The 15,793-nt window shown below is 41.2% G+C and carries 13 protein-coding genes, 1 tRNA gene and 1 pseudogene; 3 read left to right on the top strand and 12 right to left on the bottom strand.

Features of this window, described 5'->3' with window-relative positions; translation table 11 throughout:
- Window positions 1-30: 30 nt before the first annotated feature.
- Window positions 31-2,079: an HsdM family class I SAM-dependent methyltransferase gene (locus tag B0682_RS07645; RefSeq protein ID WP_078307913.1), complete on the top strand. Its 2,049-nt coding sequence runs from the start codon at window positions 31-33 to the stop codon at window positions 2,077-2,079.
- 41 nt (window positions 2,080-2,120) lie between these two features.
- Window positions 2,121-3,179, top strand: a pseudogene (locus B0682_RS07640) (restriction endonuclease subunit S); the annotation flags it as partial.
- A gap of 259 nt (window positions 3,180-3,438) precedes the next feature.
- Here B0682_RS07640 and B0682_RS07635 read toward each other — a convergent pair.
- The 3 genes from B0682_RS07635 to B0682_RS07625 form a co-directional block, all read right to left on the bottom strand.
- A tRNA-Gly gene (locus tag B0682_RS07635) sits at window positions 3,439-3,514 on the bottom strand.
- Between the two features lie 63 nt (window positions 3,515-3,577).
- Window positions 3,578-5,206 (bottom strand): CTP synthase, encoded by a 1,629-nt coding sequence (locus tag B0682_RS07630; protein ID WP_078307964.1) that lies wholly within the window; start codon window positions 5,204-5,206, stop codon window positions 3,578-3,580.
- A 192-nt stretch (window positions 5,207-5,398) separates the two neighbouring features.
- Window positions 5,399-6,445, bottom strand: a complete 1,047-nt coding sequence (locus B0682_RS07625) for a porin (RefSeq protein ID WP_078307909.1) — start codon at window positions 6,443-6,445, stop codon at window positions 5,399-5,401.
- A 549-nt stretch (window positions 6,446-6,994) separates the two neighbouring features.
- Between B0682_RS07625 and B0682_RS07620 the strand changes: the two genes are divergently transcribed.
- Entirely contained in the window at window positions 6,995-7,786 is a 792-nt protein-coding gene (locus tag B0682_RS07620; protein ID WP_240494927.1) for a MiaE family protein, read from the top strand.
- Between the two features lie 154 nt (window positions 7,787-7,940).
- On the opposite strand, the gene B0682_RS07615 is transcribed toward B0682_RS07620, so the two are convergent.
- The 9 genes from B0682_RS07615 to B0682_RS07575 all read right to left on the bottom strand — a co-directional run bounded on the left by B0682_RS07615 (window position 7,941) and on the right by B0682_RS07575 (window position 15,792).
- Entirely contained in the window at window positions 7,941-8,279 is a 339-nt protein-coding gene (locus B0682_RS07615) for a hypothetical protein (protein WP_078307907.1), read from the bottom strand.
- Window positions 8,280-8,324: 45 nt separating this feature from the next.
- Window positions 8,325-8,525 (bottom strand): hypothetical protein, encoded by a 201-nt coding sequence (locus B0682_RS07610; RefSeq protein ID WP_078307905.1) that lies wholly within the window; start codon window positions 8,523-8,525, stop codon window positions 8,325-8,327.
- Window positions 8,526-8,710: 185 nt separating this feature from the next.
- Complete coding sequence (gene trpB, locus B0682_RS07605; RefSeq protein WP_411350812.1) at window positions 8,711-9,913, bottom strand: tryptophan synthase subunit beta; 1,203 nt, start codon at window positions 9,911-9,913, stop codon at window positions 8,711-8,713.
- Between the two features lie 163 nt (window positions 9,914-10,076).
- Window positions 10,077-10,829 carry an SDR family NAD(P)-dependent oxidoreductase gene (locus B0682_RS07600; RefSeq protein WP_078307900.1) on the bottom strand — a complete coding sequence of 251 codons (753 nt, stop codon included), beginning with the start codon at window positions 10,827-10,829 and terminating at the stop codon, window positions 10,077-10,079.
- A gap of 155 nt (window positions 10,830-10,984) precedes the next feature.
- A complete protein-coding gene (locus B0682_RS07595) occupies window positions 10,985-11,704 on the bottom strand; it encodes a phosphoribosylanthranilate isomerase (protein WP_078307897.1) in 720 nt (239 codons plus the stop codon).
- A gap of 217 nt (window positions 11,705-11,921) precedes the next feature.
- On the bottom strand, window positions 11,922-12,365 hold the full coding sequence (locus tag B0682_RS07590; protein WP_078307895.1) for a roadblock/LC7 domain-containing protein: 444 nt from the start codon (window positions 12,363-12,365) through the stop codon (window positions 11,922-11,924).
- Between the two features lie 277 nt (window positions 12,366-12,642).
- On the bottom strand, window positions 12,643-13,167 hold the full coding sequence (locus B0682_RS07585; RefSeq protein WP_078307893.1) for a GTP-binding protein: 525 nt from the start codon (window positions 13,165-13,167) through the stop codon (window positions 12,643-12,645).
- Window positions 13,168-13,281: 114 nt separating this feature from the next.
- Window positions 13,282-14,568: a hypothetical protein gene (locus B0682_RS07580; protein ID WP_143823323.1), complete on the bottom strand. Its 1,287-nt coding sequence runs from the start codon at window positions 14,566-14,568 to the stop codon at window positions 13,282-13,284.
- Between the two features lie 513 nt (window positions 14,569-15,081).
- The gene (locus B0682_RS07575) at window positions 15,082-15,792 is read right to left on the bottom strand and encodes a DUF4230 domain-containing protein (protein ID WP_078307890.1); all 711 of its coding nucleotides are present in this window, start codon (window positions 15,790-15,792) and stop codon (window positions 15,082-15,084) included.
- Window position 15,793 lies beyond the last annotated feature (1 nt).

Raw genomic sequence — 15,793 nt, 5'->3', positions numbered from 1 at the left:
GTTTTCAAATTAAATTATCAAAGGTATCAAATGACAAAGAAAAATACCCAAAGCATCGAGCCAAATATCGCTGACCTTGCCAATGGTTGGCTTAAAAAATATGAACTTGACTATAAATTAGAACAAGAGTCTCTCAATGATGAAATTGACAAGGCATTACAGTATTATGAATCTAAAAGTGGAGGAAAAAGAGGTAATCGTCCAGATACAAAATTGCTTTTAGAAAATCAATATGGAGAAGTTTTTCCTGTATTGATTGAATATAAAGGCAAAAAAAATGCTTTGGTAAAATTAGACAATGATGGTAATGTAGAGAACCGCAGTACAAAGAACAAACCCAACTACAAAAATATAAAAGATTATGCTGTAAATGGGGCAGTACATTATGCCAATGCTTTATTGCATCATACCAGTTATACCGATATTATCGCCATAGGTATGACAGGTGAAAAAGATGAAAAGGGAAATATTCGTCATCAAATTGGAGTGTATTATGTTTCTAAAAAGAACTTGGGAGTTGGGCAAAAAGTAGGTGATTTTACTGATTTTTCTTTTTTATCAAAACAAAACGCTGATTCTTTTATTGAGCAAGTCAAAAATTTATCACTTTCGCAAGAAGAATTAGATAAACTCAAAGAAAAGCGTGAAAAAGAAATCGATGCTAGCCTTGTAAGACTCAATAATGATATTTACCAAAATGAAAAAGGCTTGGGTGAAAATGACCGTGTTTATTTGGTGGCAGCTTCTATCATTGCAACATTGGGAGTGGCAGGAAAGGTAAAGCCTTTGGAAAAAGAAGAATTAAAATCCAGCCAAGAAGAAGGTAATCGAGATGGAGATATTATTATTCGTAAAATCAATGCATTTTTTAATGAAAAGAAACTTCCGCAAGATAAAAAAGATCTCATCATCCGCACGCTCTCTAATACGCTTTTAACAGAAAATATCAATAAAGCCACAAACGCAGAAAGTCAATTAAAAAGAGTTTTTACTAAGATTGTCGATGATTTGGGTATTTACTACAAAATTGGCTTGACAACTGATTTCACTGGTAAATTGTTTAATGAAATGTACTCTTGGCTTGGCTTTACTCAAGACAAGCTCAACGATGTCGTTCTGACGCCCTCATATGTTGCGACTTTGCTTGTGAAGTTGGCAAGGGTTAATAAAGACAGTTTTGTATGGGATTTTGCCACAGGGTCAGCAGGACTTTTGGTAGCAGCCATGAATGAAATGCTAAGCGATGCCAAAGAAACGATTTATTCGCCAGAGGAATTACACCTCAAAGAAGCTCACATTAAAGCCAAGCAACTTTTAGGACTTGAATTATTGTCCAGTGTCTATATACTCGCCATTCTTAATATGATCATGATGGGAGATGGAAGTTCTAACATCATCAATAAAAATTCGCTAACAGATTTTGATGGAAATTATGGCTTTGGCAATAAAGATGAAAAATTCCCAGCCGATGCCTTTATTCTCAATCCACCTTATTCTGCCACAGGCAACGGAATGAACTTTGTAGAAACCGCCTTGAATATGATGCACAAAGGCTATGCTGCCATTATTATTCAAAACTCGGCAGGTAGTGGAAGAGCCAAAGAAATTAACCAACGCATTTTACAAAAACATACCCTATTGGCAAGCATCAAAATGCCAATAGATTTGTTTATCGGTAAATCCAGCGTACAGACCAACATTTATGTATTTAAAATAGGTGAAAAACACAAAGAAAAATCCATCGTTAAATTCATTGATTTTACCAACGACGGCTATACACGCACCAATCGCAAAAAGACAAGTAACAACCTAAAAGACACCGACAGAGCCAGAGAACGCTATCAGGAAGTCGTAGATTTAGTAGAATTTGGGAAAAGCCAGCTGAATATCTTTACAGAAAAAGAATATTATGAAAATACCATTGACCCCAAAAGTGGTGCCGACTGGAATCAAACCGCACCCATTGACACCAAACCCACACTGGAAGATTTTAAGAAAACCGTAAGCGACTATTTGGCGTGGGAAGTATCTAACCTATTGAAAAACCAAGATAAACAAGACGAACAACTGGGAAAGTAGAAACCCACTTAACACAAGAGCTCCAACAAGTTAAGTGGGGAGAATTTAGAATTGGAGATTTGTTTGAAAGTTTTAATGGAAATTTTGATATTAAAAAAGAACATATAAATGGAGTTGGTAATTATGTAATAACAGCAGGATTGAGTAATAATGGTATTTTAGGAAAAACGGATGTAGATGCGAAAATTTTTGATAAAAATACCATAACTATTGATATGTTTGGTAATGCTTTTTATCGCCAATTTCAATATAAGATGGTTACTCACGCAAGAGTTTTTTCTTTAAAACCACTTTTTGAAATGACTCAAAAGCAGGGGCTGTTTATGGCAAATTCATTTCATTTTTTGAAATATGGATTTGGTTATGAGAATATGTGTTCTTGGGCTAAAATTGGGAACACCAAAATCTCTCTTCCCACCAAAAATGGCGAAATTGATTTTGATTTTATGGAAAATTTTATCTCGCAGCTCGAGGCGTTCCGCCTCTCGCAGCTCGAGGCGTATCTCTTAGTTACAGGTTTAAAAGATTATACGCTTACGTTTGCTGAGCAACAGGCTCTTGCCGATTTTGAAAATGGTAAAGTGCAGTGGGGAGAGTTTAATCTTAAAAAACTATTTGGGAAATCAACTCGTGGAAAGCGTTTAAAAAGTGCTGATAGAATAACGGGGAATTTGCCATTTGTTACGGCAGGAGAAGCAGATACAGGTATTTCTGCATATATCGGAAATGAGGTAGAAGTATTTAGTAAAAATACCACTACGATTGATATGTTTGGTTCAGCTAAATATCGTAATTATGATTATGGAGGTGATGACCATATAGCTGTTGTTCATACAGAAAAATTAAACAAACACACCTCTATATTTACCACAACGGCTATTCATAAATCTTCTTATGCTGGTAAGTTTAGTTATGCTCGTAATTTTTATGCAAAAGATGCAGACGAATTAAACATTTTTCTTCCCTCCCAAAACAACGCACCCAACTACGACTATATGGCGTTGCTCATCTCTGCCATACAAAAACTTGTAATAAAAGATGTGGTCTTGTACGCCGATAAAAAGATAGAAGCGACTAAGCAAGCGATGGGGAAGGGCTAATTAATGTTTTCGCCACCCCAAACACCCCACAATGAGCCACCACCACCGTCTCAATGTCAGGTGAATAACCCCACCCCACACCCCAATTAACAAAAGGCTGTCCAATGGCAACTTTGTCGCCAAAGCCCTTGCCCAGTCAGTGGAAGCAGAGCCAGATGGCGAAAACAGAGCGAGCAAAACTCTTCCGAGCCACTTAATTGCAAAACATAAAAAGCACAAATAAAAAAGCCTAACCATTTAGGTTAGGATTTTTAGCATTTGGAGCGGGAAACGAGATTCGAACTCGCGACCCCGACCTTGGCAAGGTCGTGCTCTACCAACTGAGCTATTCCCGCGTTTGTGGCTGACCATTATATCGCATATTTTTTGCTTGTCAACACTTTTTGTTCTGCTGATTTTTATCTTTTATGCTGTTTTGCTGCCGCCAAAAAGCTGTTAAACAAAGGATGTCCGTCTCGGGGTGAGCTGGTAAATTCAGGGTGAAATTGCACCGCCACAAACCAAGGATGCTCACTAATCTCCACCGCTTCCACCAAATGTTGCTTTGCAGAATAGCCAGAGATTTTCATGCCTGCCTGCTCCAATGGCTCAATATAGCGATTATTCATCTCATAGCGATGACGATGACGCTCGTTAATGGTGTGTGTGCCATAGATTTGTTTTAGTTTGCTGTCAGCAACCAACGTAGCCTTTTGTTCACCCAATCGCATTGTGCCGCCAAGGTCAGAGTCGTCATGACGAATTTGTAACTCACCACGCTCATCCATCCATTCGGTAATCAAGCCAATGATTGGTTCAGCACTCTTACGGTCAAACTCACTGGAATTGGCATTTAGCCCCAGAACATGACGAGCGTATTCAATCACCGCCAACTGCATGCCCAAACAAATGCCCAAATATGGCACGTTATTTTCTCTGGCATAAGTAATGGCTTTCATTTTACCAACTGTACCACGCTCACCAAAGCCCCCAGGCACTAAAATGCCATCGGCCAGTTTTAACTGTGCCAGTAAGTCATCATCTGTCTGTAGTCGTTCAGCATCAATATAGTGAATGTTGACATGGGTTCGGTGTTTAATGCCCGCATGTAGCAAAGCTTCGTTGATGGATTTATAAGCATCTGGTAGCTCCACATATTTACCCACCATATAAATATTGACCTCACCATCAGCATTGAGCAAAGCATCAACCACTGTGTCCCAATCAGACAAATCAGCTTCAGGAGCTTGAATGGTGAAACGTTCGCATATCAGGTCATCTAAATCCTGTTCATACAACATGCGTGGTATTTGATAAATGGTATCCGCATCAGGGCATAAAATAACCGCACGCTCTTCTACATTGGTAAACAAAGCAATCTTACGGCGATTGTCTTGACTGATAAGATGCTCACTGCGACATATCAGCACATCAGGCTGTAACCCAATGGAACGCAACTCTTTGACCGAGTGCTGTGTGGGTTTGGTTTTGGTTTCACCAGCACTGGAGATATACGGTACAAGCGTTAGGTGCATCAGCATGGCACGCCCACGCCCCAGCTCAACCATCATCTGACGCACCGCTTCCATAAATGGCAAGCTTTCAATATCACCGACTGTACCGCCAATCTCTATGATGGCAATATCATGCCCTTGAGCACTGGCATGGATACGATGCTTAATTTCATCAGTGATGTGGGGAATGACCTGCACCGTACCGCCCAAATAGTCCCCACGACGCTCTTTATTAAGCACCGTCTGATAAATACGCCCACTGGTAAAGTTATTGCTTTTGCTCATTTTAGAATGACGCAAAAACCGCTCATAATAGCCCAAATCAAGGTCAGTCTCTGCCCCATCTTGGGTAACAAAAACCTCACCGTGTTGAAAAGGGCTCATGGTACCGGGGTCAACGTTAATGTAAGGGTCCATCTTAGTCATGGTAACCCTTAGCCCACGGGCTTCTAGCACAGCGGCTAACGATGCGGCAGTAATGCCCTTACCCAATGATGACACCACGCCACCTGTGACAAAGATAAATTTAGTCATATTCGTATCAGTTTTTTTATCCATCATAATAAGAATCACATTCAATCGGTAAAGGCAAATTTTACTAGATTTATCTATAAAAATCAGCCAAAAACTCACATAAAAAAAATCCACGCCAATTGACGTGGATTTTTGTTTGCTGACTTTTACCAGCTAACTTTAGCACGTTAGCTGATTAGCAAGTGGACCAGATTAGAATCTGTATTCGACACCAGCACCGACACCAAAGCCAGTGTTTTTAGTGCTGTCGTATTGGCTATTGTTGATGATAGCATTTTTACGTTCGCTGTTGACATAGCCAGTGTAGACATGACCTGTGGTGGCTTTATTAAAGGCATATTTACCGCCAACACCGATACCCATTGACTTATCATCAAAACCAGCGGCATTTTTAATCAAAGCCACTTGACCGTAGGCTGTCCATGGGGTGGCGGTTTTCATTTCACCACTGACAATAAGGGTATTTTCTTTTTTATCGCCTACATTGCCATCAAACAAAGGACTGGCTTTTTGGTTTTTAGCAGCAACGCCAAATTTTGAAATTTGATATAAAGCACCCACAGTCAATGCTGGAGAAACAGCATAGTTACCAGACAGACGAATGTGGTTGTCATCACCGTAGTGAATATAAGTGGCACCTGCATTGATAGGACCTGTGCTATAAGTTGCACCCACACCAAACTGGTCATCTTTGGCAAGACCACCTTTATCAGTGTCTGAATCAAAAGCATACATGCCTAAGAACTGAACACCATTGTATTCAGGTGATACATAGGCAAAGGCATTGTTGACACGTGGGCCATCAAAACTAGGAACGATGTCGCCCACGTTATTACCTTCCAACACTCTGGCAAAATCAACATTATTATCAATGGTGGTTAAGCGACCAGCCAATAATGTGCCGTATTCTTTATGAGCAAGACCTAGGTAAGTATCACGAGATGTGAACTGTTTTTGTTCTTTTGCACCATTATCAATGGCAACACCATACTCAAGCTGATAAACCACATCAGTATTGGCGGTCAATGCTTCTGAGCCTTTTAGACCAATGCGTGAGCTGTTTGAATTAAGACCTTTTTCATTGGTGTCTTCTTTGGTCTGTACAAGACCTGACTTAGAAGTTGCTTTAGCATTGCTGGCATCAACAGTCAAATACGCTTTACCGTAAACGGTGGGTGCTGCGTTAGCAGCAGATACAGATAGAGCAGCAACAGCTGACGCTAAAAGTAGTTTTTTCATGGGTCTCTCCACTTTATATGACATTTTTTAGTGATGGGCTGCTCTAATAAGCTAACGCCCAGTTGGCAATCTATGACTAGACCACCATGGTCTAAATTAAAGGCCTAAATTAAGGTTTACATTGAACAGAGCATGGCAACGTCATGTCATCAGATTGTTGGTCATAAAATCACAAAAGGAAAGCACTTATGTCAGATCAGGTGCTTAACTTGGCATCATATAAGCAACATCTTTAACCAAACTCATACTCACCCATAAGAATAACAACTTTGACACAATTTGCAACATTTTTTTTATTATTTGGGTCATTTTTTACCAAAAAATTTTATGACTAAGACGCATATTTGCCTTGATGGTCATGTTGCATCAAGCAAATGGCCAATAAAAGGCATGCCAGCAACAGCAGACATGCCCGACACAATGGCATTCTAGATACCCGCTAACGGCTTGTTTTTTGTGATAAGCATGCTTGATATTTGCTACAATACTGTTTTTGTTTTTATTATTTTTTGCTTTCATCATTTTTTATTGTCATCTTTAAGGTTAATTATGCCGTCCACATCTTTTTGCCCTGCTGATGAAGCCTTAGCGAACAACATCATGGCAAACAACATCATACCGAAAAATATCATGACGAAAAACGACCACAACAGCGACCATGACAACAATAACCATGGCAACAGCAACCATAACAACAGTAATGCCACCACCTCAGCTGACATCAGTGGCATTCTGGCATTTTTGGGCTGTCGCACCTCATCTGCTTGGTTAACCGCTGCCTGTCATAACCTGCCCCTAATCTTACAAGACCATGCCAATTGTGAAAAAAAAGCCGCTGGTACGGCGATGAATTTGATTTTTCAGTATGAATTTAATACCGAGTTACAAAAAAAACTGGCACAGCTTATCCGAGAAGAGATGTTGCATTATGAACAAGTGTTGGCACTGATGGCAGAACGAGGGCTGTCTTGGTCGCATCTGCCAGCAGGACGTTACGCCAAAGGCATGCTTAAACACAAACGCACCCATGAACCTGCTGCCATGATTGATGTGTTGATTATTGGCGCATTTATTGAAGCTCGTTCATGTGAGCGGTTTGCGGCTTTGGCACAAGTCGTAGAAGATGAGCGATTGGCAAGATATTACCGCCATTTGCTTAAGTCCGAAAGCCGTCATTACGAAGATTATTTGGCACTGGCAAATGCAATGGCAAACACAACGACAAATGCGATAAGTCATAAAGACATTAGCGACAGGGTGGCTTTTTTTCGTGAAGTGGAAGCTGAGCTGATAAGCACCCCTGATGATGAATTACGCTTTCATAGTGGCATACCAATCTAAGTGGCATGCCAATCTAAAAAAGACCAAACCCAAACCTAAACAAAACCCCAAATGCTGTCAATTTAGGGTTTTAAGGTTTTAGGATTTTAAGAATTTTAAGATTTGGACGCAACACGCAACACATTTGGGGCTAAATATAACTCCGCTTTTGGGGTCATAGCGAACGATGCTGGGCGTTTTGTGCATTGGTGTATTTGTTGTTATCTGTGATGTCATCAGATGCCAAACGTGGTTCACCCAGTTCAGTGGTTGTTTTTAGGTTTTCATCATTCACACCCCCATCAAATGCCTGTCCTTGTTGATCACGGCGGTCAGGTTGACGAGCAACGTTATCACCATCGTTAACATGCGGTAGTGGGTTGGTGTCTGCATCTAAGATTTTTGAGCCTTTGATGTTGGTCTCAAGATTGGCTTGAATGTCGGTGCTTGGCTCAACATCTTGTCTGTCTGATGCCTGTCTATTTAGTGTTTTATTACTGGGCGTGTTGGTCATGGTTTTCCTTTATTATCAATTATTTTGTTGCCTGACTGATTTGGCTTACTTAAGCTTACTTAAATTATCCACCTTAAGTTCACCTGCGTTAACCCCTGCAGGTGGCAAATTTTCATTGTCTCTTGGGTCAGCATAAATTTCATCGGTTTCTTGCGACTCTTGTGCTGGTCCATCTATCTTAGGTTGATATTTACGACCTTCATAATGATTGATGTCGTCCAAATTGGTGGGGTCTTTGCGTTCCATGATGATTTCCTTCCATTGACACATAAATGAATGAATAAACATAATATTGATAAATCAGCTAACCTGTGTCAGCTTACTGACATTTGCTGACAAGCGGTAGACATAAGACGTAAAACTATGTGTCTTTATGTAACCAAATATGTTACCAAATGGCTTTATATAACCAATTAATATGACCAAAAGACTCACAACTCAATCCCTTCATACGCCATGACTGTGTGCAAGTCTTTATCCCCACGCCCAGACAGATTGACAATGATGGACTGCTCAGGTGTCATGCTTTTGGCAAGTTTTAGGGCATAAGCAACCGCATGAGAGCTTTCTAAAGCAGGAATGATGCCCTCTTTTTGGGTCAGTTGCCCAAAGGCATTCATGGCTTCATCATCAGTGATGGCAACATAGTTAACCCGGTCAACATCTTTTAAAAAACTGTGTTCAGGACCAACCCCCGGATAATCCAAACCTGCCGATATGCTGTGGGTTTCAAGAATTTGCCCATCATCATCTGCCATCAGATAGGTGCGATTGCCGTGCAATACCCCAACACGCCCTGCATTCAGTGGGGCAGAATGTCTGCCTGTCTGAATGCCCTCGCCTGCCGCTTCTACCCCATAAATCGCCACATCAAGGTCGTTTAAAAACTCATAAAACAGCCCAATGGCGTTACTGCCGCCACCAACGCATGCCACCAAGGCATCAGGCAGTTTATTTTCTTTTTCTAGGTGTTGGCGTCTGGCTTCTCGCCCAATGATGGCTTGAAAGTCACGTACCAACTGTGGATATGGGTGCGGTCCTGCCACCGTACCGATGACATAATAGGTGCTATCCACATTGGCTACCCAATCTCGCATGGCTTCATTCATGGCGTCTTTTAGGGTCTTTGAACCAGATGTCACAGGCACAACTGTCGCCCCAAGCAGTCGCATGCGATAGACATTCATTTTTTGTCGCTCAACATCATGACTGCCCATATACACCACACATTCTAAACCAAGCCGTGCAGCAATGGTGGCGGTCGCAACACCATGCTGTCCTGCCCCTGTCTCAGCGATGATGCGTCTTTTGCCCACCATCTTGGCAAGTAAAGCTTGACCAATGGTATTATTAACCTTATGCGCCCCTGTGTGATTTAAGTCTTCACGTTTAAGATAAATTTTTGCACCGCCATTTTCTTCACTTAGCCGTTTGGCAAGGTATAACGGCGTGGGTCTGCCAACATAGTCAACCAAATCTTGTTGAAACGCTTGCCAAAATTGTGGGTCAGCTTTGGCTTTGGTATATATGACTTCTAATTCTTCGATGGCTTGCATCAAAGTTTCAGAGACAAATCGACCGCCATGCACACCAAAGTGTCCACTGGAGTCTGGAAATTGGGTAAAGTCTGTCATGGTGATTGGGTTTTTAGTGTTCATTGGTTTTCCTACAATCATTAATTGGTTATATTAAATTTGTTGGCAATTTTGCTAGAATTTTTATTTATTAAAAGTTAACAGCACCGAATTTTCAATTTTTTGGGTAAAATTTGGGTTGCTTGCATCGTTATTGCTTAAATCACAAATCCTTAACCACCTTTAATCCTGCAAAGGTTTGAGCGGTTGGCATCACTTCCAGTGTGTTGATATTGATATGCTCTGGTTGCTCAACAAGCCACGCCACGATGTTGGCGATGTCGCTTGGTTTGATGAATAAGATGCCATCATACACGGTTTTGGCTTTGTCATCATCGCCTTTAAAACGGACATTACTAAACTCCGTATCACCACACAACCCCGGCTCTAAGTTAGTCACTCGCACTTTTTTGCCCACCAAATCAGCTCGTAAGTTTAAGCCAAACTGTTTGACAAATGCTTTGGTTGCTCCGTACACATTTGCCCCAAAGTATGGATAATTACCTGCAGTTGAGCCAATGTTGATGACATAACCGCTATTTTTGGCAGTCATATGTGGCAAAATGGCATAAGTTAAGTGAGCCAAACCCAAGATATTGGTGTTAATCATCTGTTGCCAGTCAGCAAAATCAGCTTTATCAGCAGGTTCAAGCCCTAACGCCAGCCCTGCATTATTGACCAACACATCAATGTTGGTCAGCAGGTCAGTTGGCAAAGTGGCAAGTGCGGTCATGGTTGCTGACACATCAGCGATGTCAAAGGCAAGCGGAATGAAACAGTCGCCAAATTGTGCTTTTAAGGCATCTAATTTGGCTTGTCGTCTGCCTGTGCCAATGACGGTATGACCTTTGCTGATGAATAATTCTGCGATTGCTTTACCAAAACCTGATGTTACACCTGTGATTAAGATGTTCATACTGGATTTTCCTTGTGGTCATTGTTGATTTATCTATCGATTTATCGTTATATTATACTAGTACATAAGTGATTAGTCCATAGACATTGTTCTAAATCTAAACTTAGTCAAAAAATGACGACACACGTCAGCAACGACACACATCAGTAATGTTGTTATCTGCCAGTTAATTTTTTGATAAAATCCATCATTTTCTCCAAATCTTTCACCCCTTTTTGACTTTCAATCCCGCCACTGACATCAACGCTATAAATTGGTAATTCACAAGTTTGAGCCACATTGTCTGCCGTCAGTCCCCCTGCCAAAATCATCGGTAACGGTGAATTCTTTGGCAATTTGCCCCAATCAAACCGCTCACCTGTACCCCCAAATTTATCAGGGTGGTACAAATCCAGCAGTACCCCACTTGCACCATGGTCATACAACTCATTGATTTTTAACAAGATACTGACTTCATCGTCCTCTTCACGTACCCGAATGGCTTTTATCCAGCGTTTACCGACATGCTTTGCCATCTGCTGACACATCAAAGGTGATTCATCGCCATGAAACTGTATCACATCAAATGGCACTTGCTCAGCCAATGCCACCAGTTCTTGCTCAGACAAATTCACCACCAACGCCACAACGGTGGTAAAGACAGGTATGGCTTTAACAAGCTTTATTGCTTGCTCTACCGTAACCGCTCGGGGGCTTGGTGGATAAAACACCAAACCAATGGCATCTACACCAAGCTTAACAGCATTGGCAACATCTTGTGCTTGCGTTAAGCCACAGAATTTTATGGCAGGTCTTGTATTTAAACCCCTTGTGCTTGAAGCCCTTGTACTTGAAACCCTTGTGCTTGCATTCTTAGCACCACCAAAAGCGTTCATATCGCAATATCCCCACAATCCATATCTCATCTAAACAATCATAAAAAAAGCGACTGGCTTTGCCAATCGCTTATGTTTATCAGCCATCATCAGACTGACCATATCATAAACCAAACCACAGGCATATGTTAACAACCATGACACGTTTGATGGTTGATTTGATGGTTGATTGAATGGTCAATTAAGTGCTTTTAATTAAGCGTTTAAGCACTTTTGGTTAAGTGCTGGTATTATATTGTTTATCCAGCTCAATCAATTGTGACATGGCTTTATTCATGCCGTGCATGACCTGACCCAACAATACCTGTTGTTTGGTTAACACAATGGCAATCATGGGTTGGTTTTCGTTTGCCACAGCACTAATCATGATTTTGCCATTTTCAGCATCTAAGATAACACTACGACAGCCAGTTAAATGAGCTTCATTGACCAAGGCTTGTACCAATGCCAATATAGAACTGCCAACAGCTGACAGTTTACCACCGTCATATTTGTTATGAAAGATTGAGCTGACTTCAAAGCCATCAGTGGTGGCAAGTAGCACACCTTCTATGCCGCTGGTGGAATGCACCAAGCTATTTAGCACCTCTTTAGAAGCAGAGATAAATTTATCAGAAGGTTTAATGCGATTAGAGTCAGATTTAAACAGTTTGTCACTCATTATAAGTATTCCCGATTGATATTGGTTAAACAGAGCCAGTTAAACAGAGCTTTAGAAAGCTAACTCACCATTGATGGTAATCATAATATAATTTACAAAAACTCACAATATGAGACCTCATGACCACAAATAAATTACCACAAACACACAAAACTTATCTCAGATAAACGCTGGCAATAACAAATGGGGTTGATTGATGACTGTATTTATAACTGCATTTCATTCATGCCTGTGTTTGATTGCAACCGTACTTGATGGCAACCATATTAGATGGCAACTAAGATTGCTCAAGCGATGCAATGATGGTCTCAACCAACAACAGCACATCATCTTTGACACGCATGTCCACAGGGTAGATTGGCAAATTCACACCATGTTTATCCATCCATGCTCGATAAATGGCAAAATCACGCTCAGGTTTTTTATCGATTTGGCTGATGCCAATGACAATACGCCCATCATAAATGGATTTAAATGTGTTGATATAGTTCTCTAACTCTTTGACAGAATCTTCAGATGAATGGTCAATCAAAATCACCACGCCCAAAGCCCCTTGCGATAAAATGGGCCAAATAAAGTTAAATCGCTCTTGCCCTGGCGTGCCATACAAACCAATACTGCTGCCCCCTTCTAAGGTTAGCTTACCATAATCCATGCCCACAGTCGTTAATGCCTTGGTGTGCTGATCAAGGTCAGTATTTTTTACTTCAGTAGACACCACAGGAATGTCAGATAAACTGGCGATGGCCTGTGTTTTGCCCGCCCCCATAGGACCGCTAAAGACGATTTTAAGACGTTGCATACAATATTACCTATTAAATGTAAAATTTAAAAATAAAGATACCATAAAAATAAGGCAGAATGTCAGTAAATGACCAAAAAATGTCCAAAATTTATCACATGCGATTATTAATCGTTACAGACCCAATTTACGACGCAATTTTGATAAAAAGCCCATCTTCTCTTTCTTCTCTGGTGCATCAGATTTGGCTGGTTGAGCGGTCTGTTGAGACGTCGGAGTAATGGTTGATGCTGGTTGGGGTTTGGGTGGCATGCCTAACGCTCGTTGTGACAATATGGCATCAAGTGGTGATGCTTTGGCATCAATGCCATCAACGCTCTGAGAAGGTGTGGCTGATGTGTTGGTTGGCGAGCTGACAGATGGGGCAACGGCTAAAACGGCTAAGTTGTCATAAGCGGATTTATCCAAATAACCTGCAAACAACAGTCCTGCCAGTACTTGTTTGGTAACCATGGGCGATGTGCCTGCCATATCAGCAATGTCAACAACGCCATTTTGACCATGCTCCATGGCAGTCATGATGCGTAACAAATCTCGACGCTCCACGCCATGGCTTGGCTTAACCCAATAGCGTAAAGCAAAGGTGGCTGACTGGCTAATTAAAGGGGTTAGGCTGTCAATTTTTGCCCATGCGTTGTCCCACAGCCATTGTTTTAGGTCAGTTGGTTGCCCTGTTGGTTCATCTTTAGCAGTCACCAAATCAATCGTGGTCAGATTGTCAGCAAATAAAGCGTGGATATTGGCAATATTGGCATCACGTTGCCAAACAATCTGTCGCTTGGTATCCACGGTGGCGACAATATCACCTGCAAGCACAATATGTTGTTTGTCTGCTTGTGGTTGGTGAATGGCTTCAATAAAGCGAATAAGGGCTTGGTGAGTGGGTATGGCTTGGTGAGTATCAGTGGTTGATGATTGAGCGGTTGATGATTGAACTGGGTTTGTCAGCTGGATTGGCGTTTGACTGGTTTGCTCAGTCTGTGTTGATTGGTTGCTGGGCGTATTTTGTGTGTGGGTGTTTCGTGTGGCAGTCGCCCCCAATAACGCCACATGAGAATATAACCACTGATTCAACACGTCCATTTTTTTGAGTGGCAAGGACAGTTCATCGCCAACCAATGTCCCTTCTTCATTGGCAGAACGTTTAATATATAAGGCAGGTTTTCGCCCTTGCTTGGCAAGCAACTTGATGACGTTATCAGCATGTTTAAATTCATGACTGATAAAGAACAAATCCACATCAGGATGATTGGCAGATACCCATTCCAAATCCACTTCCAACCTTAGTAGGACTCTTAAATAACCCTTTAAAATAACTTGGTCTGCTGGCTTGATACCCACCAAAGCCGTCCGCATGACGTGCTTAAGATTTCCTTGATTATTTGCCGAAAGGCTAGACATGTTGCGTCTCCAAATACATGATTTGCTTGCAAATGCAATGACATCATTTTATGAATACCAGCTTAATAAGCCTTAATAAGAAATATAACATTAAGCTTAGGCATGATGGCATCAGAATGATGGTGTTAATTTTGCCAAACTGTCATCATACCATCATATTATGATGATTATTTTGACAAAATACCAAGCTTGACAAAATATCAAACATGATAAAATGCCAAAAAACAGTCAGTTAGCAGATAAAAGCATGAACATGACTTATGTTTTGTATTTTTTGCTTAATATTTTTGTAGTCTTTCAAGTTTAAAGCAGATAAGGCAATAATACCATACCTGTCAAGCAATATATTTGCCCACTAATCCAAACCGTCATTTACAAATCGCCATTTACAAAGCATCATGGCATCAGCAGGATAATACCATGAATGTTAAAGCACAGTCATACAAATTCAGTCATACAAATTCAGTCACACAAATTGTGATGAAACACATTTTTGATTAACGTTAATGAATCTTAACAAGACTGACTTGGGCTGACCGCCACGGTTACCCTTGCTCCAGTCATTTCAAACAGTTGTTCCACTTGCACTTTGGCGTTATCGGTTGCCAGCTTTAAAATGCCACCTTGACAAGCTTGCTTGAGTACTTGGCTTTTACCCACAGATTGGGCTTCTTTGAGAATGGCTGGGTCGGCTTGTAGCATACCAAACACACCTGTTTTCCAGTCATATAGTTCAATGTCATCAAGATAGACATCAAAAATTTGGGCAGGTGGCAAGGTGATGTGAATGTTGGCATTGTCTAGGCTGGTTACTTGATTGGCAATTTGGTTGTGATTGGCTTGGGAGTCGCTGACTTCTGGTACGATGGGATTAAGCGTAATCATTTGGGGGGTTAGCTTTGCCAAATCCACGCCTGCATTAACACGGCCGTGAGCGATGAACAGACCCTTTTGTTTATCCTGCCAAAGGCTATACCATGTGCCTTGCTTTTCACTGGTAATCACGGTGTCCACGCTGTAAGCAACCGTTTGTAGGCGATTAAGTTGTTGGATTTGGCTGACCACGCCATCACGACTGATGGCTTCGACCGGGTTGGGTTGGGTTGGCTTAAAAAGTTGCCACGCCATCAATGCCATGCCCAAAAAACCCACCATGAGCAATAAAATGCCTATCCATTGGGTGGGTTTTTTGCTGTTGGTTTGTTCAGTTAAGGGGTGTGTCATG

The sequence above is a fragment of the Lwoffella lincolnii genome (assembly GCF_002014765.1).
In the GTDB taxonomy this organism is placed as follows: Bacteria; Pseudomonadota; Gammaproteobacteria; order Pseudomonadales; family Moraxellaceae; genus Psychrobacter; species Psychrobacter lincolnii.
Note: the sequence above shows the minus strand (reverse complement) of the source record. Positions and strands in the feature narration are given on the sequence as shown.

Coding starts and splice junctions, on each gene's coding strand:
- B0682_RS07645 (WP_078307913.1), top strand. CDS start 31: ATGACAAAGAAAAATACCCAAAGCATCGAGCCAAATATCGCTGACCTT.
- B0682_RS07630 (WP_078307964.1), bottom strand. CDS start 5,206: ATGACTAAATTTATCTTTGTCACAGGTGGCGTGGTGTCATCATTGGGT.
- B0682_RS07625 (WP_078307909.1), bottom strand. CDS start 6,445: ATGAAAAAACTACTTTTAGCGTCAGCTGTTGCTGCTCTATCTGTATCT.
- B0682_RS07620 (WP_240494927.1), top strand. CDS start 6,995: ATGCCGTCCACATCTTTTTGCCCTGCTGATGAAGCCTTAGCGAACAAC.
- B0682_RS07615 (WP_078307907.1), bottom strand. CDS start 8,279: ATGACCAACACGCCCAGTAATAAAACACTAAATAGACAGGCATCAGAC.
- B0682_RS07610 (WP_078307905.1), bottom strand. CDS start 8,525: ATGGAACGCAAAGACCCCACCAATTTGGACGACATCAATCATTATGAA.
- trpB (WP_411350812.1), bottom strand. CDS start 9,913: ATGACAGACTTTACCCAATTTCCAGACTCCAGTGGACACTTTGGTGTG.
- B0682_RS07600 (WP_078307900.1), bottom strand. CDS start 10,829: ATGAACATCTTAATCACAGGTGTAACATCAGGTTTTGGTAAAGCAATC.
- B0682_RS07595 (WP_078307897.1), bottom strand. CDS start 11,704: ATGAACGCTTTTGGTGGTGCTAAGAATGCAAGCACAAGGGTTTCAAGT.
- B0682_RS07590 (WP_078307895.1), bottom strand. CDS start 12,365: ATGAGTGACAAACTGTTTAAATCTGACTCTAATCGCATTAAACCTTCT.
- B0682_RS07585 (WP_078307893.1), bottom strand. CDS start 13,167: ATGCAACGTCTTAAAATCGTCTTTAGCGGTCCTATGGGGGCGGGCAAA.
- B0682_RS07580 (WP_143823323.1), bottom strand. CDS start 14,568: ATGTCTAGCCTTTCGGCAAATAATCAAGGAAATCTTAAGCACGTCATG.
- B0682_RS07575 (WP_078307890.1), bottom strand. CDS start 15,792: ATGACACACCCCTTAACTGAACAAACCAACAGCAAAAAACCCACCCAA.